This is a genomic window from Labrys neptuniae, from assembly GCF_040797145.1.
GTDB lineage: Bacteria > Pseudomonadota > Alphaproteobacteria > Rhizobiales > Labraceae > Labrys > Labrys neptuniae.
The window spans coordinates 385,572-411,025 of sequence record NZ_JBFNQD010000001.1; the positions used below are offsets into that span (position 1 = coordinate 385,572).

17 protein-coding genes and 1 tRNA gene are annotated in these 25,454 nt (G+C 63.6%); 7 read left to right on the forward strand and 11 right to left on the reverse strand.

Annotated elements, in window-relative coordinates; all coding sequences use genetic code 11:
- Window positions 1-16: 16 nt before the first annotated feature.
- On the forward strand, window positions 17-823 hold the full coding sequence (locus ABXS05_RS01795; RefSeq protein ID WP_367622707.1) for a class I SAM-dependent methyltransferase: 807 nt from the start codon (window positions 17-19) through the stop codon (window positions 821-823).
- Between the two features lie 177 nt (window positions 824-1,000).
- Window positions 1,001-1,681: a haloacid dehalogenase type II gene (locus tag ABXS05_RS01800; RefSeq protein ID WP_367622708.1), complete on the forward strand. Its 681-nt coding sequence runs from the start codon at window positions 1,001-1,003 to the stop codon at window positions 1,679-1,681.
- A 149-nt stretch (window positions 1,682-1,830) separates the two neighbouring features.
- Here the strand turns inward: ABXS05_RS01800 and ABXS05_RS01805 are convergent, their stop codons facing one another.
- From ABXS05_RS01805 to ABXS05_RS01820, 4 genes are read right to left on the reverse strand one after another with little or no spacing between them, the layout of a single operon-like run.
- On the reverse strand, window positions 1,831-4,938 hold the full coding sequence (locus ABXS05_RS01805) for an efflux RND transporter permease subunit (protein ID WP_367622709.1): 3,108 nt from the start codon (window positions 4,936-4,938) through the stop codon (window positions 1,831-1,833).
- Window positions 4,935-8,123, reverse strand: a complete 3,189-nt coding sequence (locus ABXS05_RS01810) for an efflux RND transporter permease subunit (protein WP_367622710.1) — start codon at window positions 8,121-8,123, stop codon at window positions 4,935-4,937. Before ABXS05_RS01810 ends, ABXS05_RS01805 begins: the two co-directional genes overlap by 4 nt.
- Window positions 8,120-9,484 carry an efflux RND transporter periplasmic adaptor subunit gene (locus tag ABXS05_RS01815; protein WP_367622711.1) on the reverse strand — a complete coding sequence of 455 codons (1,365 nt, stop codon included), beginning with the start codon at window positions 9,482-9,484 and terminating at the stop codon, window positions 8,120-8,122. The genes ABXS05_RS01810 and ABXS05_RS01815 overlap by 4 nt, the downstream gene beginning before the upstream one ends.
- A gap of 59 nt (window positions 9,485-9,543) precedes the next feature.
- Window positions 9,544-10,929 carry an efflux transporter outer membrane subunit gene (locus tag ABXS05_RS01820; protein ID WP_367622712.1) on the reverse strand — a complete coding sequence of 462 codons (1,386 nt, stop codon included), beginning with the start codon at window positions 10,927-10,929 and terminating at the stop codon, window positions 9,544-9,546.
- A gap of 679 nt (window positions 10,930-11,608) precedes the next feature.
- Between ABXS05_RS01820 and ABXS05_RS01825 the strand changes: the two genes are divergently transcribed.
- The gene (locus ABXS05_RS01825) at window positions 11,609-12,763 is read left to right on the forward strand and encodes a septal ring lytic transglycosylase RlpA family protein (RefSeq protein ID WP_367622713.1); all 1,155 of its coding nucleotides are present in this window, start codon (window positions 11,609-11,611) and stop codon (window positions 12,761-12,763) included.
- Window positions 12,764-12,856: 93 nt separating this feature from the next.
- Here the strand turns inward: ABXS05_RS01825 and sseA are convergent, their stop codons facing one another.
- Genes sseA through gnd form a run of 5 tightly spaced genes read right to left on the reverse strand, consistent with a single transcriptional unit; the run spans window position 12,857 to window position 18,516 of the window.
- The gene (gene sseA / locus ABXS05_RS01830; RefSeq protein WP_367622714.1) at window positions 12,857-13,702 is read right to left on the reverse strand and encodes a 3-mercaptopyruvate sulfurtransferase; all 846 of its coding nucleotides are present in this window, start codon (window positions 13,700-13,702) and stop codon (window positions 12,857-12,859) included.
- 9 nt (window positions 13,703-13,711) lie between these two features.
- Window positions 13,712-15,226, reverse strand: coding sequence for a tetratricopeptide repeat protein (locus tag ABXS05_RS01835; protein ID WP_367622715.1), 1,515 nt, complete (start codon window positions 15,224-15,226; stop codon window positions 13,712-13,714).
- 51 nt (window positions 15,227-15,277) lie between these two features.
- Window positions 15,278-16,003 (reverse strand): 6-phosphogluconolactonase, encoded by a 726-nt coding sequence (gene pgl, locus ABXS05_RS01840; protein ID WP_367622716.1) that lies wholly within the window; start codon window positions 16,001-16,003, stop codon window positions 15,278-15,280.
- Window positions 16,000-17,520: a glucose-6-phosphate dehydrogenase gene (gene zwf / locus ABXS05_RS01845; RefSeq protein WP_311938399.1), complete on the reverse strand. Its 1,521-nt coding sequence runs from the start codon at window positions 17,518-17,520 to the stop codon at window positions 16,000-16,002. The genes pgl and zwf overlap by 4 nt, the downstream gene beginning before the upstream one ends.
- A 3-nt stretch (window positions 17,521-17,523) precedes the next feature.
- A complete protein-coding gene (gnd, locus tag ABXS05_RS01850) occupies window positions 17,524-18,516 on the reverse strand; it encodes a phosphogluconate dehydrogenase (NAD(+)-dependent, decarboxylating) (RefSeq protein ID WP_367622717.1) in 993 nt (330 codons plus the stop codon).
- Between the two features lie 213 nt (window positions 18,517-18,729).
- Here gnd and ABXS05_RS01855 point away from each other — a divergent pair.
- The 3 genes from ABXS05_RS01855 (at window position 18,730) to ABXS05_RS01865 (ending at window position 20,061) form a co-directional block, all read left to right on the forward strand.
- Window positions 18,730-18,805: transfer RNA gene (locus ABXS05_RS01855), tRNA-Lys, on the forward strand.
- Between the two features lie 117 nt (window positions 18,806-18,922).
- Window positions 18,923-19,768 (forward strand): protein-L-isoaspartate O-methyltransferase family protein, encoded by an 846-nt coding sequence (locus tag ABXS05_RS01860; protein WP_311938403.1) that lies wholly within the window; start codon window positions 18,923-18,925, stop codon window positions 19,766-19,768.
- An 89-nt stretch (window positions 19,769-19,857) separates the two neighbouring features.
- Entirely contained in the window at window positions 19,858-20,061 is a 204-nt protein-coding gene (locus ABXS05_RS01865) for a heavy-metal-associated domain-containing protein (protein WP_367622718.1), read from the forward strand.
- Between the two features lie 96 nt (window positions 20,062-20,157).
- Here the strand turns inward: ABXS05_RS01865 and ABXS05_RS01870 are convergent, their stop codons facing one another.
- Both ABXS05_RS01870 and mntR read right to left on the reverse strand, forming a co-directional pair.
- On the reverse strand, window positions 20,158-23,016 hold the full coding sequence (locus ABXS05_RS01870) for a phosphoenolpyruvate carboxylase (RefSeq protein ID WP_367622719.1): 2,859 nt from the start codon (window positions 23,014-23,016) through the stop codon (window positions 20,158-20,160).
- A gap of 328 nt (window positions 23,017-23,344) precedes the next feature.
- Window positions 23,345-23,800, reverse strand: coding sequence for a manganese-binding transcriptional regulator MntR (gene mntR / locus ABXS05_RS01875; RefSeq protein WP_149255206.1), 456 nt, complete (start codon window positions 23,798-23,800; stop codon window positions 23,345-23,347).
- Window positions 23,801-24,025: 225 nt separating this feature from the next.
- On the opposite strand from mntR, the gene ABXS05_RS01880 reads away from it, so the two are divergent.
- On the forward strand, window positions 24,026-25,390 hold the full coding sequence (locus ABXS05_RS01880) for an Nramp family divalent metal transporter (RefSeq protein ID WP_311938513.1): 1,365 nt from the start codon (window positions 24,026-24,028) through the stop codon (window positions 25,388-25,390).
- Window positions 25,391-25,454: the final 64 nt, after the last annotated feature.

A 25,454-nucleotide genomic window follows, 5' to 3' on the forward strand; every position in this document is an offset into this window, starting at 1 on the left:
GCAGACGGGTAACGCCATGGCATCGACGATCGCGCGAACCGCTGGCAGGGTGCTCTTCGGGGAGAATGCCCGCGCCTATGCCGCGTTCCGCCCTGGCTATCCCGAGCGTGTCTTCGATATCCTCAGGGCCCGCTGCGGGGCGGGCGAGGGCAGGACCGTTTTCGAGGTCGGCGCCGGGACCGGCCTGGCGACCGCTCCCTTGCTTGCCATGGGCTGCCGGGTGACGGCTGTCGAACCGGACGCGAAGCTGGCAGCCCTTCTCGTCGACAGCCAGGCCGCCTATGCGGAGCGGCTGGCCGTGCAGGTCGGTCCGTTCGAAGAAGCGGCCCTGTCGCCCGGCTCCTTCGATCTTGGCATTGCCGCGACATCCCTGCACTGGGTCGACCCCGACCTCGCCCTGACCAAGGCATTTCATCTCCTCCACCCTGGCGGCCATTGGGCGATGTGGTGGAACATCTTCGGAGACCCTGACGAGCCCGACGCATTCCAGCAACGCACGCATGCGCTGTTCGAGCGATTGTCGAAAAGCCCTTCGCATGGCGATGGACCGAAGGGGCATTTCGGCCTCGATAGGAAGCGCCGCATCGCCGAGCTTGAGCAGGCGGGTTTTCGATCCATCGTCGCCGAGGAACTGCGCTGGCGCCCTGTTTTGAACAGGCAACAAATCCTGGGGCTGACGGCGACCTTTTCCCCCGTCGCCCGCCTGCCGGAAATTGAGCGCCAGGCGTTCCTCGGTCGTCTCGGAGCCATTGTCGACGAGGAATTCGGGGGCAGGGTTCAGCGGCATTTCATGACGGCGATCTATGTGGCAAGGCGGCCTTGAGAGGCACTCCACATATTGTCGCCATCTGGCGATCTTCGCACCACTTCTGGCAATCAGCTTGCCGCGACGCCGACCAGATGCTTGAAAGGCTTCTGGAAACAGTCCGGCGGAAGGCATCATCGGCAGTCCGCCCCATCGTTCACCCATTGTCATGACAGATTGCTGCAGGGTTCATCGATGAGTATGTCTGTTCCTTTTTCGGCCGTTTTGTTCGATGCTTACGGCACATTGCTCGACCTTGGCTTCATCACAGAAAAGGCGGAGCAGGCTTTTCCGGGGCACGGCGCCCAGCTCGCCACGCTCTGGCGCGACAAGCAGCTCAACTATACCTGGCTGCGTACGATCAGCGAAAACTACGCCGATTTCGCCTCGGTCACGGCCGATGCCCTGGATTATTCGATCGAGCGGCTCGGCCTCACAGCTTCTCGGCAAAAGCGGGAGGAGTTGCTGGCCGCCTACTGGTTCTTGCCGAGCTTTCCTGAAGCGCCTGCAACCCTGGTACATCTCAGGCAGAAGGGGGTGCGGCTCGGCATCCTCTCGAACGGCACGCCAGCCATGCTGGAAGCAGCCTTGCGGTCGTCCGGCCTCGATGGCCTCTTCGACGATATCCTCAGTGTCGATGCGGCCGGCTGCTACAAGACGGCGAGGGCTGCCTATCAGTTGGGAACCACTCGATTGGCCCTGCCGCCCGAGCGTATCCTTTTCGTCTCCTCCAATGGCTGGGATATCTGCGGCGCAACCTGGTTCGGCTATCGCACCTATTGGGTAAACCGCGCCGAGCAACCAGCGGAAAGATTAGGCGTTTCTGCCTATGCCACCGGCGAAAGCCTGAAGGACCTCGCGGCCCTGTTCGCTTAGGGCCACGGTTGCAGTTTTCATGCGAAGGAATTTGGAGTGTCAGTCTCCTGGCTGACATCCTGAAAACGAAGCGCTTTCCGGCGAGTCGGATGTCGGCCAGGAGACTGACACTCCGCATAGAACGCCTTCATGCAGGCGTAGGTGTCGTGCTAACCGGAATTTGATGCCTGCACCGTCGTTCCTGGCGGTTTCTGAGGCTTGACGCTCCAGCGCCGGTGGAGGCGCGACAGCATGAGATAGATCACCGGGGTGGTATAGAGCGTGAGGATCTGGCTGACGATCAGCCCCCCGACGATGGTGACGCCGAGCGGACGGCGCAGTTCCGTACCGGGACCGGTCGCCAGGATCAGGGGCAGGGCGCCCAGAATGGCGGCAAGCGTGGTCATCAGGATCGGACGGAATCGCACCAGGCAGGCCTCGAAGATTGCGTCCCTGGCGCTGAGATTGCGCTCGCGTTCGGCCTCCAGCGCGAAATCTACCAGCATGATGCCATTCTTCTTGACGATGCCGATCAGCAGGATGATGCCGATGAAGGCAACGATGGTCAGTTCCATATTGGCGAAATGCAGGGCGAGCAACCCACCCAATCCAGCCGATGGCAGGGTCGAAAGAATGGTGAGCGGATGCGCCAGGCTCTCATAGAGAACACCGAGGACGATGTAGACCGCCAGCAGGGCCGCCAGGATCAGCAGGGGCTGGCTTGATCCGGATTGGGCCGCCTGTTTGGCATCGCCGGCAAATTCCCCCCGGATATCGGCAGGCAGGTGCATGCCGGCGACTGCCGCCTCGATGGCCTCCGATGCATCCTGGATCTTGGTACCCGGCGTCAGATTGTAGGAGAGGGTGATAGCCGGATATTGGCCCTGATGATTGACCTGCTGCGGCGCGAGCCCGCGCTCCACCGAGGCAACCGCCGAAAGCGGCACCAGGCCCGACCGGCCGGGGACGTAGAGGCCCGTCATGTCGCCGGGATCGCGGCTTTGCTCGGGGGAGGCGGCGAGCACCACGCGATATTGGTTGCGCTGGGTATAGATCGTCGAGATCTGCCGTTGCGAAAACGCGTTGTTGAGGGCGCTGTCGATGGAGGTAATAGCCACACCGAGGCGTGCGGCAGCCTCGCGATCGATGACAAGCTTTGCTTGCAACCCGTTGCGTTGCCTGTCGGAATTGACATCGGTCAGGCCCGGCACGCTTTTCAGCCTCTCCATCACCTTCGGCGCCCATTCGACCAGCAGGTCGGCATCACCCGACCACAGCGTATACTGGTATTGCGACTGGGATTGGCGCCCTCCCGCGGATACGTCCTGCGGCGAGAACATGAAGACGTTGAGCCCGGCGACGGCCCGCACGCCCTTGCGCAATTGAGCAATGACCTCCTCGGTGGGCGGGCGCTGGTCCGGCGGCAGCAGCGAAATGCTGAGCTGGCCGGAATTGGTGCCGCCGAAGGGGCTCGAACCGATGGAGGAACCGACCCCGGTGACATAGGGGTTGCGTTGAATGATGGCCGCGACCTCGCGCTGCCAGACCACCACCGCGTCGTAGGACGCATCCGAGGAAGCTTGAGAAAAACCTTGAATGAAGCCGCCATCATCCTGAGGGACCAACGATTTCGGCAAGGCATAATAGAGCCAACCGGTGCCGAAGACCGTGGCGAAGATGACAAGCAGCGTCAGAAATCCGTGATTGAGCACGCCGCGCAGGCTGGCGCCATAGAAGCTCACGACCCGCTGCAATATCCCCTCGACCAGGCGATCGAACATCCCCCGCCCGGCGCCGATGCTGTCATGGCCGCGATGGGCCAGGATCATCGGCGTCAGAGTGAGCGAGATCACGGTCGAGGCGATCACCGCAAAAGCCAGTGTCATCGCGAATTCGAACAAGAACTTGCCGGTAATTCCTCCGGCAAAGAGCAAGGGAATGAAGACGGCCAGGAGCGAGAGGCTGATCGACACCACGGTGAAGCCGATCTGCCGGGCGCCCTCGATCGCAGCCTGCAGCGGCGGCAGGCCGGCTTCGCGCTTGGCATGCACGTTCTCAACCATGACGATGGCATCGTCGACCACGAAACCGACCGAGACGACCAGCGCCATCAAGGAGAGATTGTCGATGGAAAAGTCGGACAGCCACATCGCCCCGAAGGTGGCGGCAAGCGAGAGGGGCACGGTGACACCGGCTGCCAGGACCGGCGTGGAGCGGCGGAGAAAGACGAAGACCACCAGCACGACCAGGAGGACGGAGGCCATCAGCGTCCATTGCATGTCGTCGACACTGGCGCGGATCGTCGTGGTGCGATCGGTCAGGATGTCGATGTCGATGCCGGCCGGAATTCTTGCCTTCAGAACAGGCAGTAACGCCTTGATGGCGTTCACGGTATCGATGACGTTGCCATTGGCCTCCTTGGTGATGTTGAGGAGGATGGCCGGCTTGCCATTATAGCTCGCGCTGGAATTGAGGTTGCGCACGCCGCGCTCCACGGTGGCGATATCGCCAAGCCGCACGGCGGTGCCATTCCCGGCGCGGATGATGATGGAGGCATAGTCTTCGGGCGCCGACATCTGGCCGCCGGCATCGAGCGCCATGACGATGTCGGGGCCATCCAGGGAACCGAGAGGGCTGATGGCATTGGCGGCCACGATCGCCTGGCGCACCGATTCCATCGACAGGCCCATGGCCGAGATGCGGTCTGGGTTGAGCGTAACCCGGATCGCCGGTTGATCGGCACCGCTGACGGCGACTTCGCCGACCCCCTCGACCTGGGAGATACGCTGCACGATCACGCTGTCGGCGGCATCGAACATGTCGCTGGCACCGACCGTGTCCGAGGTCATCGCCAGGATCAGGATCGGACGGGCGTTCGGGTTGAACTTGCGGAAGGAAGGCGCCGTGGACAGGTCCGATGGCAGGTCGGAAGCTGCGGCATTGATGGCCGCCTGCACGTCCTGGGCCGCACTGTCGACATTCCGCGAAATATCGAACTGGATGATGATGAGGGTGGAGCCGAGCGACGAGCGCGAGGTGATCTCGGTCACGCCGGCGATCGAGCCGAGCTTGCGCTCCAGCGGCGCCGCGACGCTGGCAGCCATGGTCGACGGATCGGCGCCGGGCCGGCTCGCCGTCACCACGATGGTCGGCAGGTCGATGGCAGGCAGGCTCGAGACCGGCAATTGGCGATAGGCGGCGAGCCCCACCAGCAACAGGCCCATCGCCAGCAGGATGGTGCCGATCGGCCTGCGGATGAAGGGCTCGGAGATGCTCATGCCTGCGGCACCGCCTGTGGCTTGCGGGCAAGGCGTTCACGCAGCCGTTCGAAGCCGAGATAGATCACCGGCGTGGTGTAGAGCGTCAGCAACTGGCTGAGCAGCAAGCCGCCGATGATGGTGATGCCGAGCGGTATGCGCAGTTCCGATCCCATGCCGTGGCCCAGCGCCAGGGGCAGGGCACCGAACAGGGCGGCCAGGGTGGTCATCATGATGGGACGGAAGCGCAGGGCGGACGCGGTGACGATCGCCTCATGCGGATCCATGCCCTGCTCGCGCTGCGCCTCGATGGCGAAGTCGATCATCATGATGGCGTTCTTCTTGACGATGCCCATCAAGAGCACGATGCCGATCAGCGCGATGAGCGAAAGCTCGTGTCCGGTATATTCCAGCGCGAGCAGGGCGCCGACGCCGGCCGACGGCAGCGTCGAGAGGATCGTCACCGGATGGATGGCGCTCTCATAGAGGACGCCCAGCACGATATAGATGGTGATCACCGCCGCCAGGATCAGCCAGGGCTGGTTGGCGAGCGAGGAGGAAAACTCAGCCGCATCGCCGGTGAAACGGGTGGAGATCGACGCCGGCATGCCGATCGCGGCCTGTGCCTTGCGGATCGCGGCAACGGCATCGCTGAGCGAGGCGCCGTGGGCGACGTCGAAACTGATGGTCGCCGAGGGGAATTGATCGTCGTGCTCGACCACCAATGGCGCCGTCTCGTGGCGAATGCTGGTGAAGGCGCTGAGGGGGACCTGATTGTCGGCAGCGCCCGATGCCGTCGGTATGTTGGTTGCCGTGCCACTGGCGCCGACCGTTCCCGCCGTAGGATTGGTGGTGGTGGCAAGCCCGGAGGAGCTGGCGGAACTGGCGACATAGATGCGGCTGAGCACGCTCGGTCCCACCTGGTCGTCCGGCTCGGCCTCCAGGATGACGCGATACTGGTTGGCCTGCGCATAGATCGTGGCGATCTGGCGCTGGCCGAAAGCGTTGTTCAGGGCGTTGGAGATGTCCTGCATGGAGACGCCGAGGCGGGAGGCGGTGTCGCGGTCGACATCCACGAAGAGCCTGGCGCCGCCATTCTGCACCTCCGAGGTGACGTCTCGCATCACACCGGAGCGCTCGAGCTCGGCGGCCAGCTGATCGGCCCAACGGTCGACGTCACCGGCATCGGTTCCGGTCAGCGTATACTGGTAGGGCGCGCGTCCGGCTCGGGCCGTGATGCGGATATCCTGCACGCTCTGATAGGTCACGCGCAGGCCCGGCAGCCGGCTGGTCTCGGCCTGCAGGCGCTGGATGATATCGGTGGCGTCCGCCCTGCGCTCGTTGCGCGGCTTGAGCACCAGGGAGAGCGAGCCGGTATTGGAGGTCAGATTGCTTCCCGAAACGCCGATGCTGGCAATGGCGGAAAGGACATCGGGATCCTTGCGGGCGATGTCGGCAATGGTCGCCTGAGCCTTCTTCATGGCATCGAAGGAGGCCGTCGGCTCCGCCTGGATCACGGCCGTGATCAGCCCGGTATCCTGCTGGGGCAGGAAGCCCTTGGGCATGGCGATATAGAGCCAGACCGTGGTCGCCAGGGTGCCCAATGTCAGGAGCAGCATCAGAAAGCCATGGCGCAATGTCCACACCAGGCTGGCCCGATAGCCGCGGATGACGGTGTCGAAGCCACGGTCGATCCAATCCAGCACCCCCTTGCGCTCGCCATGGCCCGACTTGAGCAGGCGTGCGCACATCATCGGCGTCAGGGTCAGCGAGATCACGGCCGAGACCACCACGGCGATGGTCAGGGTCAGGGCGAATTCGCGGAACATGCGCCCGACGATGCCGGTCATGAACAGGAGGGGAATGAAGACGGCGATCAGCGACACCGTCAGCGAAATGATGGTGAAGCCGATCTCCTTGGCGCCCTTGAGCGCGGCATCAAAGGGATTCTCTCCTTCCTCGATGTGCCGCACGATGTTCTCGATCATCACGATGGCATCGTCGACCACGAAGCCGGCGCCGATGGTGAGCGCCATCAGCGAGAGATTGTCGAGGCTGAAGCCGCAGAACCACATGACGCCGAAGGAAGCGATCAGCGACAGCGGCAGGGCCACGCCCGCGATGATGGTCGCGCGCAGGGTTCTGAGAAAGACGAAGACGACGAGAATCACCAGGCCGACGCTGAGGGCCAGGGTCATTTCCACCTCGTCGATCGAGGCCTGGATGGTTTGCGTGCGGTCGTTGACGACTTCGAGCGAGATGTCGGCAGGCAGGCTGCGGCGCAGTTCCGGCAGTGCCGCCAGCACGCTCTTGACCGTGGCGATAACATTGGCGCCCGGCTGGCGCATGATGTCGATCACCACGGCCGGCTGGCCGTTGTAATAGGCACCCACGCGCGCGTTCTCCAGGCCCTCGACCACATTGGCGATGTCCTTGAGACGCACGGGAGCGCTGTTGCGGTAGGCGATCACCACGTCGGCGAAAGCATCGGCCGCGCTGATCTGGTCATTGGCCGCGATCGTGTAGGACTGGGCCGCGCCATTGAGGGAGCCCTTGGCGCCAGCGACCGTCGAGGTGGTGATCGCGAGCCTGATATCCTCCAGGCCCAGACCATAGGCCGCGGCCCGGGCAAGATTGACCTGCACCCGCAGGGCCGGGCGCACGCCGCCCTGGACGTCGACATGCCCGACGCCGCTGACCTCCGCGAAACGCTGGGCCAGCAGGGTATCGGCCATGTCGGACAGGTTCCGGATGGTCTGCGTCTTCGAGCGCAGCGCCAGGGTCAGGATCGGCGTGTCGGCCGGGTTCACCTTGGCATAGCTCGGCGGATAGGGCAGCCCCGAGGGCAGGGTGGACGCCGAGGCATTGATGGCCGCCTGCACGTCCTGGGCCGCCCCATCGATGTCGCGGTCCAGATTGAACTGCAGCGTGATCTGGCTGATGCCGAAGGCCGACGACGACACCATGGTCGCGATCGACGGGATCTGGCCGAGATTGCGCTCCAAGGGGGCGGTCACCAGCTTGGCCATGGTTTCCGGTTCGGCTCCCGGCAACTGAGTGGTGATCTGGATGGTCGGGAAATCGACCTGGGGCAGGGGAGCGATCGGCAGCGCAAAGTAGCCGAGCAAGCCTCCCAGCAGCACGGCGATACCGAGCAGCGAGGTGGCGATCGGCCGAAGGATGAAGGGGGCGGAGACCCCGTTCATGGCGCCGGCGCAGCGCCGCCGCCCTGCTGGCGACGATGCCCTTTGCGTTGAGGCTGGCCTTCCCCTCCCTCCGTCTTGCTACCGGTTTCCGGCTGGGCAGCCGGCGCGCCCAGCCCTTCTTCATCTTCCTCGGCCGGTACGGCGCCCGATTTGGAAACCTCGACCTTGGCGCCGTCGCTCAACCTGGCGAAGCCGGTGGTGATGATCTTTTCGCCATTTTTCAGGCCGCTATCGACGACAACCTGCTGATCGCCCTGTTGGCTGACGGTGACCGGACGCATCTTGGCGGTGCCGTCATCGCCGAGCACATAGACGAAGGTGCCGTTGGGGCCACGCTGAATCGCTGCCGTCGGCGCAACCACGACCCCCGCCAGCGTTCTCACCTTGAGCTTGGCATTCACGAAGGCCCCCGGCCACAGGCCCAGGGCCTCGTTGGGAAAGATCGCCTTGAGCTGAATCGTGCCGGTGCTGGCATCGACCTCGTTGTTGACGACTTCGAGCTTGCCGGTATCGATCAGCACCTTGTTGTCGCCGCGGAGGGCCTCGACCTGCAAAGGCTCCTTGCCGCCGGCCGGCGCGATCTCGGCCAGGGCCTGCTGCGGCACCGAGAACAGCACGGCGATGGGCTTGAGCTGGGTCAGTGTCACCAGTCCCGTGCTGCCCGACGCCTGGACGACATTGCCCACATCGACGCTGCGGATGCCGGCGCGGCCGTCGATCGGTGCGGTAATGGTGGTATAGGCCAGGGTCGCCTGCGCGCTGGCGATGGCCGCATCGTCCGATTTGAGCTGGGCCTCGTACTGCGCCACGGTGGAGCGCTGCGTATCGGCCGTCTGCCGGGTCACCGAATTGCTGGCGGCCAGACCGATATAGCGCTGGAGGTCGCGCTTGGCATTGTCGAGCAGGGCCTGGTCCTGAGCTCTTTTGGCAATCGCCTGGTCCAGTGCTGCCTTGTAGGTCGAATCGTCGATGCGAGCGATCACCTCGCCCTTCTTGACGTCCTGCCCCTCCCGAAACGGCATGTCGACGATCTGTCCGCTGACCTGGGGCGTGATGGTCACGGTATTGTACGCCTTCACGGTGCCGACACCGTAGAGGTAGACCGGCACATCGGCTGTCTTGGCCTCAGCGATCAGCACTGGCAGGGGCCCGCCATCGAAGCTGCCGCGTCGGCCGCGCCGTCCGCCGCCAGCCCTTGGTGCGGCGGGCTTGCCCTGGTCCGCGCTCTCGGCCGGCGGCAGATAGGCCTGCAGCCATGGTGGGGCCGAGGCGCGCCAGCGATCACGCGTCAGATAGGCCGCCCCGGCTGCGGCAGCCAGCAGAATGGCCAATGTCGCGAGGCTGCGCGAAAGTTTGGGCATTTCAACTCACTCGAAACGAGAACGGGCGCGAGCAGGATTTCGCATCACTACGACACGCCCTAATTTTGCGGCGTTTGCGCGGCGGACATGGTCCAGCCGCCGCCCAAGGCCTGATGCAGGTTGATCAGCGCCTGCAGACGCAGCAGCTTCACCTGCACCAGCGTGTCCTGGGCGTTGAAGAGAGTTTGCTCGGTCTGCAGCACCGTCACCAGATCGACGGTGCCTTCGCGCAACTGCTGCTCCGAGATGGCATAGGCCTTGCGCGAACTCACCACCACGGCCTGCTGCAGCGCTTCCTGGCGGGCATATAGGCGCACGGCCGCCAAGGCGTTCTCGACATCGACGAAGGCCTGCACCACCGTCTTGCGGTAGGCGGCAACCTGGGCGCTCTGCACGCCATTGGCGCGCTCGACATTGCCGCGCAGGGTTCCGCCATCGAAGATGGGTTGGGTCAGGCCTGCCGCGATCGAATAGAAACCCGATGCCGGATCGAACAGGCTCTTGAGCGCAGCGCTCTGGACGCCGCCTTGCCCGGTCAGCGAGATCGAGGGGAATTGGGCGGCTCTTGCCGACAACGCATCCTGATGGGACGCCATCAGGCTGGCTTCCGCCGCAGCGATGTCGGGCCGGCGCGTCAGCAATTGCGAGGGCAGCCCTGCCGCGACGACCGGCACGCGCAAACGGCCGAGACCGCCACCCTTGATGTCGACCAGGGCCGGGGGCTTGCCGACCAGCAAGGCGACAGCCGCCTTGTTCTGCGCTACCGACAATTCGAGCGGCGGGATGCTGGCGCGCTGCTGGTCGAGCAGGCTCTGCTGCTGGGCGACCTGCAGCGACGTCGCCGTTCCCGCTTTGAGCTGGTTGTTGATCAGCGTCATGATCCGGCTGGCACTGGCGACGTTCTCGCGCGCAATGCGCAGCCTGTCCTGGGCGCCGAGGATGGCAAAATAGGCATCCGCCACATTGGCGATCGCCGTCAGTTCCACCGTGTCGCGATCGAAGCGGCTTGCAGCCTCGCTCGACCTGGCACTGGCCAGGGCCTGGCTGTTCTTGCCCCAGAAATCGATCTCGTAGCTGGCGCTCGCCGACAGGCCATAGGTGGCGCGCCCGCGTCCGACTCGCCCTGTCGACGAGGCTGCGCGGGCCCGCTGGGCCGAGACGTCGCCATCGATCTGGGGAAACAAGGGGGCCCTTGCAATGGTAATGCCGGCCTGGGCCTGCTCGATATTGGCGATGGCGGTGGCGATGTCGAGATTGCCCATCTGCGCCTGCGCGACCAGCGCCGTCAGTTCGGGAGAACCGAAACTGCGCCACCAATCCGTACGCAGCGGCTCGGTCGGCTTGGCTTTCGCAGCCTGGTCATAGGCGCTCGGCACGGCAATTGCGAGGTTGAGCGGGCGAACATCGGCGCAACCGGCCAGGATCGCCGCAAGCCCGGGCAACATACCGACTGCCGTTGCTGAAGTACGCATCTGACGAAGAGAAAACTTCACGATGGGGCCTTCGAAAAGGAGCGTTCCAGTGACCCTAGGGCAGGAATCACCAACATGCCAAGCACATAGCCAAGTCGACGGCATCGCGCGAGCGTTGCGGGAGCACCTGTTTGCTGGCAAGCGCCATGCCTCGATTCCTTTCCGTCATGCCGTGTGCCTCAACCTGGCCCGGCGACTATGGCAGGACCGTGTTTGCGGGGGTCGTTCTGCTCTGTAAAGTTGTGTGAAGTGAACTTTTTTGCCGGCAATCGAACAATGCTCGACTGCACTGGTTAACCGCCCTTTTCCTACTGATTTTGTTCAGAAAATATTGACCCCACCATGGCCGCCACGACGAGTGGGCCGGTGTCCTGGTGCCGCATGGGCCCATTCGGGGGCTTTCAATTTGTCGGATCTTGCGCTATCGGCTGTTTACGGTTTGGAAACCTTGCCGCAATTCAGACGCAATGTCAGGGCGTCTTTATGGCGGAAATCGGGGAAATCCACCACCGGACACGAAGTGCAGAACGGCTTCGTGCTTCGAAATGAAACAGCAGGATGCGCTCGTACTGCGCCCCGCCATGTCGTGTTCGACACGCCATGGCCGCACGCAGACCACGACGCCTCTTCGCTCCATAAGAAGGATTCTGAGATGGCGGAAAACCTCTCGGCTGTTCCAAATCGCGTCGAGTTGCGTATTTCCGACACTTCATCTCCTTCCCGGGTATCCGGAGCGGTCGTCAAGACGACCGTCGCTCTCATGGGCTGTGCCGCATTGGCCAGTTGTGCTGCACCCAACCAGGCCTATGCCCCCAAGCCTGCCACCACGCAGGTCGCGGCCGCCACCAGCACCGCCATCGTGCCTCCGCCGTCAGGCACGCGCGTGGCCATGCCGCCCGTCCGCAGCAAGAACGGCACGGACAAGCCCTATGCCATCGGCGGCAAGCGCTATGTGCCGGCAAGCCATGATTCCAAATACACCGCCGTCGGTCTGGCGTCCTGGTACGGCCCGGGCTTCAACGGTCGCAAGACGGCTGTTGGCGAACGCTTCGACATGACGGGGCTTTCAGCCGCGCACAAGACCATGCCGCTGCCGAGCTATGCCCGCGTCACCAATCTGACCAACGGCACCTCGATTGTCGTTCGCGTGAACGATCGCGGCCCCTATGTACATGGCCGCCTGATCGACCTGTCGAGCCGGGCCGCTGACCTGCTGCAATTCAAGGGTTCCGGTGTCGGGCGGGTAAAGGTCGAGTATGTCGGTCGCGCTCCAGAATCCGGCTCCGACAACAAGATGCTGTTGGCGACCTTGCGGACCGACGGTACGCCGGCTCCCTTGCCGGCCGGCCTCCCGAACACCATGGTCGCCGATGCGGCTCCGCCGACGCGTCCGACTGCGACACCGATCCTGCCTGTCAAGGCCGTGACGCAGGTCGCTTCGGCAACCGAAGCCAAGCCCTCCAGGCTTGCAGCCCCCGAGATCAAGCCGGTGATGGTGCCGCCGGTCATTGCCCAGGCCGATCCGATGGATCCGCCCGTCGCCACGACCGAAGTGGCCGGCCTGACCAATATGGCGTTCACGCCGCTGCCGCCCTCGCGCCCGCGCAGTTCGGATGGTGTCCTGGGCAAGGTGCCGACCGGCTCGGTCGGCCAGGTCAATCTGGCGAAGGCCAAGGCGCCCGACGCTTCGATGGAACCGTCTATGGCCGTACAGCCAACGGCTCAGGCCTTTGCTGCGACACCGGCTCACGGGCCTGCGGTTCTGGTGCCGACTCCGCCCGTCACCGCTTCGATGGCTGGACAATAGGCCGGATCGCCAATCAACCAAAGAATCAAAAAGCTCGCACATCCCTTTGTGCGAGCTTTATTTTTGCGCGGATGAGGTTGTTTCCGCTCGCGTTTAACCGCCCGTTGCCAAAGGCAGATCCGGCCGGGCACCCCATTCGGCCCAGGATCCGTCATAGATACCTTCGACAGGCTTGCCGACCGTATCGAAGGCCAGAGCCAGAATGGCAGCCGACACGCCTGAGCCGCAACTCGTCACCAGCGGTTTTTGGGTATCGATGCCAGCCGCCGCCATCGCCTCCTTGATTGTCTCTGGAGAGGCCAGGCGGCCGTTTTCGACAAGAGCGGCATAGGGAAGGTTGCGGGCGCCCGGCATGTGACCCGGGCGCACGCCCGGCCGCGGTTCAGCTGCCTCGCCGCGGAAGCGCTCTGCCGGCCGGGCATCGACGATTTCCGCGCTGCCTTCCGCCAAGGCGGCCTGGACCTCGCCGACGCTCTTGACCTGGCTGCCGTCGAAACGCGCAGTGAAGCGAACCGACACCGGATGCGGCTCACCGCTCTCGACCGGACGGTTCTCGGCCTGCCAAAGCGGAAAGCCGCCGTCGAGGATGGAAACCCTGGAGGCGCCGAAGATCCGGAAGGTCCACCACACTCGCGGCGCCGAGAACAGACCGGCACCATCATAAATGACGATATGCTTGCTCTCGGTGATGCCGAGCGCACCGACGGCTGCAGAGAAAACCTCGGGACTGGGCAGCATATGGGGCAGACCGCTGCTCGCATCGACCACCTTGTCGATATCGAAGAACACGGCACCGGGAATATGAGCGGCCAGAAATTCGGCCTGACCGTTGCGATTGGCGGCCGGCAGGTGCCAAGAGGCGTCGACCACAGCCAAGTTCTCGTCGCGGAGATGTGCAGCCAGCCAGGTCGTGGAAACCAGATGGGGAGAGGAGGTCATGGTGTATCCCTATGCCTTCTTGCGGGTTTTCTTGCCGGTGAGCCGGTCGAGAGCCAACCTGGCTTTCTCATGTCCCTGGGCAGCTGCCTTGCGATACCAGGCTATGGCGTCCTTCTTGCTGGCACGGATCCCGCGTCCGTCCTCATAGAAAACACCGAGATTAAACTGGGCGACCGGCTCGTCCTGCTCCGCCGCCAGCTTGAACCACTTCAACGCTTCGACTTCGTCCTTTGGTGCACCGGTACCATCGGCAAGTTGCACGGCAAGATTGGTCTGGGAAGGACTGTAACCATCCTCGGCTGCTTGCCGATACAGTGAAACTGCCTTGGCTGGATCCTTCGGCACGCCTTTGCCTTCGGCATAGAACAACGCCAGATTGTGCCGGGCTGCGTTATATCCCTTGTCCGCGGCCTTGGCATACCATTTGGCCGCCTCGGCCGGCTCGGGGGACAGGCCCAGCCCCTCGTCATAGGCATAGCCGAGATCCATCTGCGCCGAGCCCAGGCCCTGTTGCGCTGCCTTGGTGTACCAGACCACGGCAAGAGCCGCGCTCTTCTCGACTCCATCCCCCTTGGCATGACGTTGGGCGAGTTCATATTGAGCATTGGCGCTGCCGGCGGCAGCTGCCTTGCGATAGTAGTCTACGGCAGTGGCAGGATCGGCTGCGACGCCATTCGCCTGTTCGTACATGCCCCCTAGATTATAGGCGGCTTCGCCGTCGCCATGCTCGAAGGCTTGGCGATAAAGAGCCAGGGCCTGCTCGACGCTCTGTTCGACGCCGTCGCCTCTGAGATAGAGGCCGGCAAGATTGTTCTGGCAACCGCTTTCGCCCGCATCGGCCCCCTTCTTGTACCACGCCACAGCCGCTGCGAAATCCGCTTCCACGCCACGGCCTTCCTCGGAAAGGATGCCCAGATTGAGGAAAGCCCGTTTCTCGCCGAGGTCGACGGCCTGAAGGTAGGATTGGCGCGCCTTCTCATACTGCCCGGCCGCGTCCAGGGACCGCCCGAGCATATAGGCAAACCGCCCTTCCTTCGGCCGCTCGGCCAGAGCCTGCTCACAAGCCGAGATCGCCTTGGCATGATCGATATCCGCCATGGCGAACCCCGGGGCGAGGGAAAGCGGGTCGCTTCCGTTGCGCGAAGCCAGGCGATCACAATCGGTGACCGGCATGCCAGTGCCGGGGCGGGACCGATCGGCGATCTCACGCTGTGTACAAGCCAGATGCCTGGCGTAGGAGCCAGCTCCCGTTTCGACCTTGGTCCGGCCTTCCGCATAGCAGGCACCCTGGATGTCATCCGGTACCTTGGCCCAGATGTCGTTCAATTCGACATAGGCCGTCGATTCCCGGTTGAAACAGGCGACCATTTCCGGGCTGTCCAGCATCACCTTCGGCGGCCGGCCGACCGTGTCCAGGCAATAATCGTCCGACCGATAAATCGGAAACATCTCCGCTGAGGCCTGCCCGGCGAGCACCGTCACCAGCGTCGCTGCCAGCGCGGCCCCGCCTATTCTTCCTGCCATCACGCCCCCAAAAGCCAAGCCGTCTACCGCGCTAGCCAAATCGCCAGGCGGTTATCCCGGTACAGCCGCCTTGTCCAGGAACCAGTGGATCGGACCGGCAGCCTCCACATGGGCCGATGGCAGATCGGCACCGGCAAAGACCTTTGAGAGCGTCTCGCGCTTGTCGGCCCCGGCCGCGAGAAAGGCGACGGCCCGGCTCGAGGCGATGGCCGGGAAGGTCAGGGTTACCCGCGGCACGAAGGGGTCCAGGCCGGGATCGGAATGAACGACCCAGCGATCTCGCACCGCCAGAGCCGGCTTGCCTGGAAAGAGGGAGGCCGTATGCCCGTCCGACCCGACACCGAGCAGCATGATATCGAAGAGTGGCCGATCCGGATCGAGCGTCTGGGCGCCATAGTAAGCCTTGAGCGCCTGCTCATAAGCTTGCGCCGCAGCCTCGGGCGAGGTCGGCGCGGCCGCAATCTCGTGAATGTTCTGCGCGGGCACCGGGACATGGTCGAGCAGAGCCGCCTTGGCCATCAGCGTGTTGCGCCTGGCATCGTCGGCCGGAACGATGCGTTCATCGCCCCAGAACCAATGAATGCGCTCGAAGGGCAGGGCGGAACGCCAGGGATCGCGCGCCAGGCGCTCATAGAGGCGCTTGGGCGTCGAACCACCGGACAGAGCCACGGCAATGGGCCCCGGCCGTCCCTTGAGTTCGGCGACGAACCAGTCGGCCGCACGGTCGGCCAAGGCGTCGGCGTTCTCGGAGACATCGATGATGCGTTCGCTGCTCATGCGATTGGCCGCCAGCTGCGCCCGTCGCGGGCAAGCATGACCTCGGCTGCCGCCGGGCCTTCGGAACCGGCAGCATAGGTGGCAAGCCCCCGATCGCCGGCATTGGCCCAGGCATCGAGGAAGGGCTGCACCGCGGCCCAGCCGGCCTCGACCCCGTCGGCGCGCTGGAACAGCATGGCATCGCCGATCATGCAGTCATAGATCAGCGTTTCGTAACCCGTGCTCGCGGCCGCTTCGAAATAATCCTTGTACTTGAAGTCCATGCCGACACCGGCCAGGTCGATCTTGGGACCCGGCACCTTGGCGTTGAAATGCAGCGTAATGCCTTCTTCCGGCTGGATGTCGAGCACCAGCGTGTTGGGACCCATGCCGGACAGGGCGGTGTCGCGGAACATGGCGATCGGCGCGTCCTTGAAGCGGATCGCCACTTCCGTCTTGCGCTTGGCGAGGGCCTTGCCGGTGCGCAGATAGAAGGGCACCCCTGCCCAGCGCCAATTGTCGATGGCGAATTTGATCGCGGTAAAGGTTGGCGTCACGCTCTTGGGATTGACGTCCTGCGAGGCACGATAGGCCGTGATCGGCGTGTCCTTGATGATGCCGGGACCATATTGGGCCCGCACCGAGTTCAGGATCGCCTGTTCGGGCGTGTATTGGGTGATTGCCGCTAGGGCCTCCGCCTTCTCCGAACGCACCGAATTGGCCGAGTAGCGGGCCGGCGGCTCCATGGCGACCAGCGACAGCAGCTGGCACAGATGGTTGGGCACCATGTCGCGCAGGGCGCCGGTGGCATCGTAGAAGGCGCCGCGACGCTCGACCGTGACGGTCTCGGCCACACTGATCTGGACGTGGTCGATATGATCGCGGTTCCAGATCGGCTCGAACAGGCCGTTGGCAAAGCGCAGGATCATGATGTTCTGGACCGTCTCCTTGCCCAGATAGTGATCCATCCGATAGATCTGGTCTTCGCTCAGCACGCTCAAGAGCTGCCGGTTGAGGGCCTGGGCCGAGGCAAGGTCGGTGCCGAACGGCTTTTCGACGATGACGCGTCGCCAGGGGCCGCCTTCCACTTCCTGGCTGAGGCCGACCTCCTGGAGGAGCCGGGTGATCGGAGCGAAGCCCGAGGGCGGCGTCGCCAGGTAGAAGAGGCGGTTGCCGCCGGTGTTGCGTGCGCTCTCGACCTTTTCCAGATGCCGGGCGAGATCCCGGAAACTATCGGGGTTCTCGACTTCGGCAACCACGCTGGTGACGCAGGCGAACAATTTGTCGGCGACGGCCTGGTCGACCGGACGGGTAGCAAACTGCTTGAGGCCGTCCACCAGGGACTGGCGGAAGACATCGTCCGCCATGGGGCGGCGCACCACGCCGACGATGGCGAAGTTTTCCGGCAGCAGGCCGGTGGCCGCAAGATTATAGAGGGCGGGGACGAGCAGGCGCTTGGTCAGGTCGCCATTGGCGCCGAAGACGACGAAGCAGCAAGGGCCGGCAGCGCCGCCCTTGTTGATGTGGTGGGCATTCATAACTCAAGCCTTGGGCGTGGAATTCTTCGGTTCGACGTGACCGCCAAACCCCTTACGCATGGCGGAGAGGATCTTCTCCGCATAGGTGTGCTCCTGGCGGGAGCGGAAGCGGGTGTAGAGAGCGGCGGTGAGGACTTCGGCCGGTACGGCCTGGTCGATGGCCGCCTCGATCGTCCAGCGTCCTTCGCCGGAATCCTCCACGAAGCCGGAATATTCGCTCAGTTCCTCGTCGGCGGCGAGAGCGCTCGCCGTCAGGTCCAGCAGCCAGGACGTGACGACACTGCCGCGACGCCAGACTTCGGCGATATCGGCCATGTTGAAATCGAATTTCTCGCCTTCGGCCCGGCCTTCATTGGCAGCCGAGCGCAGGATGTCGAAACCTTCCGCATAGGCCTGCATCAGGCCGTATTCGATGCCGTTGTGAATCATCTTGACGAAATGTCCGGCGCCGCACGGGCCGGCATGGATATAGCCTTGCTCGGCGCGCGGATCGTGCTTGTCACGCCCCGGCGTGCGCGGAACATTGCCGATGCCCGGCGCCAGCGTGGCGAAGATCGGATCGAGGCGGGTGACCGTTTCGGTCTTGCCGCCGATCATCATGCAATAGCCACGGTCCAGGCCCCAGACACCGCCGGAGGTGCCGACATCGATATAATCGAGCCCCTTGGCGGCCAGTTCCTTGCCGCGGCGAACGTCGTCCTTCCAATTGGTGTTGCCGCCATCGATGATCACATCGCCCGGAGACATCAGGCGCGAAAGCTGGTCAATGGTGCCCTGGGTGACGGCTCCCGCCGGCAGCATGACCCAGACGGCACGCGGCGGCGTCAGCTTCGAGACGAGATCGGCAAGATCGCTTGCACCAACCGAGCCTTCGGCCACCAGAGCCTGAACCGCCTGAGGAGCGCGGTCATAGACGACGGTGGTGTGGCCGTTCTTCATCAGGCGGCGAGCAATGTTGCCGCCCATGCGGCCCAGGCCGATGATTCCCAATTGCATTGGCTGATCTCCTTTTGCCGCCCCCGGCAGCTTATCGTCCGTTACGTGCTTAGCACCGTTTTCAGCTGTCGCAAGCGCATGTATTCATCACTTCATGAGCATGACGAGGGGATGACGCGCCATTTTTGCATGGCACGCCGCAATGGCAGCTTGACCCATCCGCTCATGACGCTTAGAGACACCGCAATTGCAGGGCAAGGTCCTGCCTGGTGAGAGCTCGTAGCTCAGTCGGTAGAGCACGTGACTTTTAATCATGGGGTCGTGGGTTCGAATCCCACCGAGCTCACCACTGATTTTCCTAACATTGTCGATGAAACGGCTGGTTGTCCCGATCCGGGATCCCGCTCGCACTATCTGCACAAAGAATGTTAGATTTTGCAACGGGATCAGAGCAGGTAGGGACATCATGGCCAGCGAGAAAGCCGCGCTGGAGCAGGCACGTCGCGATTTTGCCAGGTCGATGTTGAAGGAAAGCGGATCGGGTGATCCGCGCATCGAGAGGGCATTCGAACTCGTGCCGCGCGAAGCCTTCCTGCCGCCCGGCCCCTGGCTGACCACTCATCATGGCGGTTATGTCGAAACGCCGAATGCCGACCCGATCCACCTCTACAGGAACCGTCTGATTGCCATAAAGGCGGACAAGCAGATCAACACGGGCGAACCCGCCCTGCATGCGGCATGGCTTGGGGCGGTGGCTCCCAGGGCAGGGGAGAGGGTCAGCCATATCGGGGCCGGCCTGGGATATTATACTGCGATGTTATCCGTGCTGACATTGCCCGGCGGGCACGTAACGGCATTCGAGATCGAAGAGGATCTCGCCGAGCAGGCCCGGCACAACCTCAAGCCGTTCGATGGCGTCAACGTGATTCGAGCCGATGCAACGCGCACCGCCTTGCCGCCCTCGGATCTCATCTATGTCAATGCAGGCGTGGTTGCCCCGCCGCTGGCCTGGCTTGCCGCGCTGCAGCCTGGGGGGCGCCTGATCTTTCCCTGGCGGCCGCGTGAGGAAATCGGCCTCGCCCTGCGGGTGGAGGCCACGGCCGCTGGTTTCGCCGTCAAGGCACTGATGCCATCCTGGTTCATTCCGTGCACGGGCGCGTCGCGGGAGATCCGCACGATTCGCCAGCCGCGCTCCTCGCGTGAGGCCTCGGCCGTCCGCTCGCTTTGGCCCCTTGCGCAGAAGGCGCCGGATGAGAGCGCGATCGCCATCTATCCCGATCTTTGGTTCTCCTCGGCTGCATTGAACGCCTGATCGCCTAGACCAATGATAGCGTCCAAAAAGGCGCTTGACCTTACAATGATGGGAAGCCCTACAAGGTCTTCATCGATTGGAGACCTCGCATGATCACGTTGAAAGTACCGGAAATGAGCTGCGGCCACTGCGTCAAGACGATCACGGGGGCGTTGCAGGCGATCGACCCCGGCGCAGCGGTCGAAATCGACCTCGGCACGCAAACCGTCAAGGTGGCAAGTGCCGCCGACGAGGCGAAATTGCGCGCTGCAATCGCCGAGGCCGGTTACGAGAGCGAGAAGTTGCCGGCCTGATTGCCCGGCCGACGGAGAAGGGGCCGGCCATCGCCGGCCGGCCCCTTGGCTCGTCTGGGCACATTGCCATGCAACGGCGCCGCGATCCGTTTCGGCCTAGCCGTGCGCGCCGAACTCGAGGGCAATGGCGGCGCCGATGGCGAGAATCGTCCGATAGGTTCTTTCGATCGGATCGATGAGATTGCGCGTCAATGCCGCATAGTTTGACGGTGCATCGCCCGGATAGGTGAAAGGCTCGGCGAGACTGTAGCCTTCCATGGTCAGTCCATTCACCGGATAGGCATCGCGCAGCAGCGCGACGGCTTCGGGAATGCGCAGGCTGAAGATCAACTCCATGATGTCCTCGCGCGAGACATCGTTGCGCGTGGAGAATTTCGGCACCCGGGCGGCCATCAGCAATATGTGCTGCAGCAAGGCAAGTCGAACCGCCTGCAGCATGTCGAGCCTTTCGCGGTTTTCGGAGATCGACTTGCCCAGATCCTGCCCGGCAAGGTCGAGCAGGCGATGCAGCGAGATGGCATCGAGCCTGAGCCTTACCGCCAATTCGTTGATCGAGACGGCCCGGTCGTCATCCTCCAGCAATTGGGTGATGAACAAGCAGGGCTCCGCCAGATGCGGTTCAGCGCCGGCATAGGGACGCGTCGACCAGAAGGAACGATCGAACAGAGTCGAGAAGGCGGCCAGCGCCTTGATGCTGGAGCGCCGTTTCATGTGCACGACGTGCGAGGTCAGGCGACGCAGCCGGTCCGATTTGGCGAAGGTGTCGATGAACCGATCCTCGTCGCCCCACAGCGCCGTGCCGAAACCGGCGATCACCGTGGCGGGATGGCCGAGCTGCTGCAGAATGGCATTGTGCGGAATGGCCCTGATACGCCGGACCTGATGCACCTCGCCGCCGGACACGTCGAACTGCCGGCGCGACTTGCGCGAGCCGGTTTCGTTCAGGAGGCCCTGGGCAAAGGAGCCGAGCGCCCGATGATAAGCATGATCATCGAGCAGTTTGCTATGAAAAGAGGCAAGCCTGCGGAAGAAATCGAAGGAGAAGGTGGTGTTGGAATAGAAGGGATCGTCGCTGGCCGGCATTTCCCGCCAAGCCACTTCGGCTTCCAGCATGCGTGTCAGCGAGGCGAGGGCGAGTTCGGGCGTTTCGAAATAGATGAAGCCATCGCCCCCCTGAAAGCTGACCTCATGCTTGAGGGCAATGCCCCGGCTTTCGAATTCACGGCGGGCCCAGGGGCTCATCACATAGAAGGCTCGGTCCTCGAAATTGCCCTGGTGAGCGCCGCGCCCCGCCGATTCACCATGGGTGTCGAAGATCAGGACTTCGACATCCGTCAGCCGATGCCGCTCGCAGGCCCTGGCCAATTGGCCGTGCAGACGCTCGATTGCCAGCGCCGCGGTAATCTGGCCCATGAATCGGCCCGAATCGGAAAACCCGGTCTGGATCGCCAGCCGGCCACGCCGGCGCACCGCCTGGCGGTATTCCTCGATACCGAACAGCACATCGAAGAACCGCGAGGCGCCTTCCAGCGCCGTCGGCGTCTCGAACAGGGGCGAAACATCGAGCTTGTCCTCGACACCGAACAGGCGGGCAAAATAGACCGCGGCCATCACGGTCGCCGGCGCCTCGCATTCGGCAATGAGCAGACGGATGCTCGAATCCCGGTCGACATGTTTGAGGATCTGCGCCGCCAGCACGAATTGGCGCAGCGCCGTCTTCTGCTCGATGTCGAGCGAACCGAAATTGACGGAGACCGGCTGGGCCTCGCGAATGAATGTCGCCAGCCGTTCCAGCATCGAGCGGGAGGTGATGTTTTCCTCCGAATCGATATCGAGATGCTGGCGCATTGCATTGTGCAATTGCGTGGCATTGATGCGCATATGCACTTCGCCGACCCCGAAGCCGAGGGTCAGCATTTCGCTGCGCAGGGCAACGAGGTCGAGCGCGATCTCGGGCGGCGCATCAGCGATCGCGATGTCGATCAGGGCAATATAGGGCCGCACGCTGGTGGCCGCATCCGGATGGCGGGCCGTGAGAAGATCGGCCGCCTGCCGAAGCGCGGGACGATCGAGCGGCGACTGGCTGAAGGCCGCCAGAATGCCGCCATTCCAGGCACGCGTGCGCTCGATGCGAGCGCTCAGCTCTTCGAGACGCTGGGCGGTCTGGGAGTCTGGCCCGACCTGAGCGGCGATGCGCAGAACCTCGCCGAGATAGCGATCTATCTGGTGCTGCTTTTCAGCGAGGCGGAAACGGAAGGAATCGATCCAACGAATATCGGTGCGGCCATCGAGATCATAGCCGATCCACGTACCCAAGCCGGCATAGCCGACTGTAACGGCCCGCCATTCCGCCGATCGCCGTTCACGCAGGACTTCGGCGACGATACGAGCGAATTCACCGATTGCCGTCTTGGCGGCATCGAGGGCGACCATGGCGGCCGCATGCTCGACCTGCAGGGTAATGGGATTGTCCGGTGCCATCAACGCATCCGGCAGCGTGGCCTCGCTACCGCAGGCCATCCGTGCCAGGCATGCCCGATTGGCGCTGGAAAGCAGGAAGGTCGGATGTCCGGTGAAGACGATGCCAAGCTGGGTGCGCGCCAGCGGGGAAGCGCTCGAAACGCCGCGGCGACCGGTTGCGAGCAAATGTTCGGCCACACGGCGCAGGCTCTTGCGGTTGCTTGCCATGTCGAGCGGGCCGACATAGTCCCGCAGGGCCTCCGCGCGCGCCGCGAAGGTCTCCTGGCTGAGCCGCAGGGCAAGGGCCTCGAAATCCTCCCGCGTCAGGCGCCCGGCTTCAAGCTCGCGCGACAATTCGAAGGCCAGTTGGGCCACTGGATTGTAGCGCGGCTCGTCAACCAGCTTGGCGCGGGCGCTATCGAGCTTGTCGCGGCAGAAACGTTCGAGCTCGACGATACGGTCGTCAGGTCCAGGATCCGGCAAAGGTGCATCCATCTGGGTTCTCGGTCGACAGGTTCTTTTCAGGCGGTCCCATAAACCACCTCGGCATCGGAAACGAGCAAAAATCGTGCCGGAGACACAGCCAAAACGAAAGAATCGATCAACGCGGCCGGCCAGTTCGTTTCGATTGCGCTGAGTCTCCTTCATGCAGGACAGGGCTCAAGCGCGCGCGGGCTGGCAGTTCCCGCTTGGGTGTGCCCTATGGCGAGCGGCATTCGGCACCGATCCACACGCGCTAGCCGACACCACTTGTGCCGGCTGAAATCGCCGAGGAACGGAAGTTCCACCCGGGTAAAATATGGGTGTCGGCTGACGACCGTCCCTAGCCCTTGGCTTTGACGAAACGCGAAAAGGCGTCGAGGGTGGCCTTGCTGACATGGTGTTCGATACCCTCGGCATCCCGCCGGGCGGTATCGGCGTCGATTCCCAGGGCCAGCAGGAAAGCCTCGACGATATGATGGCGCTCACGGCTGGCCTCGGCGAGCGCCTGGCCCGCTTCGGTGAGGAAGACGCCGCGATAGGGGCGTTGGGCCACGAAACCCTCGTCCGCCAATCGTTTCAGCATTTTAGCAACGGTCGGCTGGGCCACGCCGAGACGGGCAGCGATATCGACCTGCCTGGCTTCGCCGCCGTCGCTGATCAGGTCGGCGATCAACTCGACATAGTCCTCGATCAGTTCGAGGCGGCGGGCTTCGCGCGCTTGGCGGAAACTCTCGACGTGGACGACGGCGTCGACCAGGCCCGGTTCGGGGGGTGAAAGCGCAGCGGAACGTTTCATGCCGGCTCTCCTAAGCTGATTCCGGTGTGCATCCCAAGGCGGCGAGCAATCGCTGGCAGCCGGGTTTGCGGCATTGCAATTGCGGGTATGCCCGATCCGCGTAGCCTTATCAATGGCGGCGATGAAATACAGCCTTGGCGTTTATCCATTGACCAATCTTTAGAGTATAGCATATGCTATATTCATCGACATGGAATGATGCGGATCGTTGTGGTGGAGAAGGGTATGAGTGCGGATGGTGCGGGAGCGGCCTCGGCCGAGCAGGGGGGCTGGCGTGCGGCTCCCGAAGAGGAACGGCGGCCAAGTCTGGGGACGATGAATGCCAGCATTCCCGTGCCGAAGACGGGTTTGTGGGTGCGCCGATTCCTGGCCTTTCTCGGCCCGGGTTACATGGTGTCCGTCGGCTATATGGATCCCGGCAATTGGGCGACCGACATCGCCGGAGGCTCGAAATTCGGCTACACGCTGTTGAGCGTGATCCTGCTGTCGAACCTGATGGCCATCGTGCTGCAGGCCCTGGCGGCGCGGCTAGGCATCGTAACGGGGCGCGACCTCGCCCAGGCCTGCCGCGACCATTATTCCCGCCCGGTGAACCTCATGCTCTGGTTCGCCTGCGAATTGGCGATCATCGCCTGCGACCTCGCCGAGGTCATCGGCACGGCCATCGCCCTCAATCTCCTGTTCGGCATCCCCCTGGTCTACGGCGCCATCATCACGGCGGTCGATGTCTTCCTGGTGCTGATGCTGATGCAGCGCGGCTTCAGGACGCTGGAAGCCTTCGTGATCGCGCTTTTGATCGTGATCTTCGGCTGCTTCATCATCCAGATCGTTCTGGCTGCGCCCGCAATCCACGATATCGTCGGCGGGTTCCTGCCGCAGGCCAAGATCGTCACCAATCCCGAGGCTCTCTACATCGCCATCGGCATCATCGGCGCCACCGTGATGCCGCATAACCTCTATCTGCATTCCTCGATCGTGCAGACCCGCGCCTATGAGCGCACGGAGGAGGGCAAGCGCTCGGCCATCCGCTGGGCCGTGACCGACAGCACCATAGCGCTGATGCTGGCCCTGTTCGTGAACGCGGCCATCCTGATCACGGCAGCAACCGTGTTCCATCAGAATGGCCGAACCGATGTCGAGGAGATCGAGCAGGCCTATCAATTGCTGTCGCCGATGCTCGGTGTGGGCATCGCCTCCACGCTGCTGGCGGTTGCCCTGCTGGCCTCGGGCGTCAACTCGACGGTAACGGCCACGCTCGCCGGCCAGATCGTGATGGAGGGCTTCCTCCACCTGCGCATCCCGGACTGGGCCCGCCGCCTGATCACGCGCGGTATCGCCATCGTGCCGGTGGTCGCCGTCACCGCCCTCTACGGCGATCAGGGCACCAACAAGCTGCTGGTGCTCAGCCAGGTGATCCTGTCGATGCAACTGCCCTTCGCGATCATCCCGCTGGTCCGCTTCGTCTCGGACAAGCGCAAGATGGGAGCCTTCGTCACGCCGGCCTGGCTGACGATCCTGTCCTGGATGATCGCCGGCGTCATCCTGGTTCTGGATATCAAGCTGCTGGTGGACACCTTCACGGGGGCCTGAACCCAGCGAAAGGCATGATGAGTGCCGCAGCCGTTGTGACAGCGTCGGGTCCGATCTCGAAATC

Coding starts and splice junctions, on each gene's coding strand:
- ABXS05_RS01795 (WP_367622707.1), top strand. CDS start 17: ATGGCATCGACGATCGCGCGAACCGCTGGCAGGGTGCTCTTCGGGGAG.
- ABXS05_RS01800 (WP_367622708.1), top strand. CDS start 1,001: ATGAGTATGTCTGTTCCTTTTTCGGCCGTTTTGTTCGATGCTTACGGC.
- ABXS05_RS01805 (WP_367622709.1), bottom strand. CDS start 4,938: ATGAGCATCTCCGAGCCCTTCATCCGCAGGCCGATCGGCACCATCCTG.
- ABXS05_RS01810 (WP_367622710.1), bottom strand. CDS start 8,123: ATGAACGGGGTCTCCGCCCCCTTCATCCTTCGGCCGATCGCCACCTCG.
- ABXS05_RS01815 (WP_367622711.1), bottom strand. CDS start 9,484: ATGCCCAAACTTTCGCGCAGCCTCGCGACATTGGCCATTCTGCTGGCT.
- ABXS05_RS01820 (WP_367622712.1), bottom strand. CDS start 10,929: ATGTTGCCCGGGCTTGCGGCGATCCTGGCCGGTTGCGCCGATGTTCGC.
- ABXS05_RS01825 (WP_367622713.1), top strand. CDS start 11,609: ATGGCGGAAAACCTCTCGGCTGTTCCAAATCGCGTCGAGTTGCGTATT.
- sseA (WP_367622714.1), bottom strand. CDS start 13,702: ATGACCTCCTCTCCCCATCTGGTTTCCACGACCTGGCTGGCTGCACAT.
- ABXS05_RS01835 (WP_367622715.1), bottom strand. CDS start 15,226: ATGGCAGGAAGAATAGGCGGGGCCGCGCTGGCAGCGACGCTGGTGACG.
- pgl (WP_367622716.1), bottom strand. CDS start 16,003: ATGAGCAGCGAACGCATCATCGATGTCTCCGAGAACGCCGACGCCTTG.
- zwf (WP_311938399.1), bottom strand. CDS start 17,520: ATGAATGCCCACCACATCAACAAGGGCGGCGCTGCCGGCCCTTGCTGC.
- gnd (WP_367622717.1), bottom strand. CDS start 18,516: ATGCAATTGGGAATCATCGGCCTGGGCCGCATGGGCGGCAACATTGCT.
- ABXS05_RS01860 (WP_311938403.1), top strand. CDS start 18,923: ATGGCCAGCGAGAAAGCCGCGCTGGAGCAGGCACGTCGCGATTTTGCC.
- ABXS05_RS01865 (WP_367622718.1), top strand. CDS start 19,858: ATGATCACGTTGAAAGTACCGGAAATGAGCTGCGGCCACTGCGTCAAG.
- ABXS05_RS01870 (WP_367622719.1), bottom strand. CDS start 23,016: ATGGATGCACCTTTGCCGGATCCTGGACCTGACGACCGTATCGTCGAG.
- mntR (WP_149255206.1), bottom strand. CDS start 23,800: ATGAAACGTTCCGCTGCGCTTTCACCCCCCGAACCGGGCCTGGTCGAC.
- ABXS05_RS01880 (WP_311938513.1), top strand. CDS start 24,026: ATGAGTGCGGATGGTGCGGGAGCGGCCTCGGCCGAGCAGGGGGGCTGG.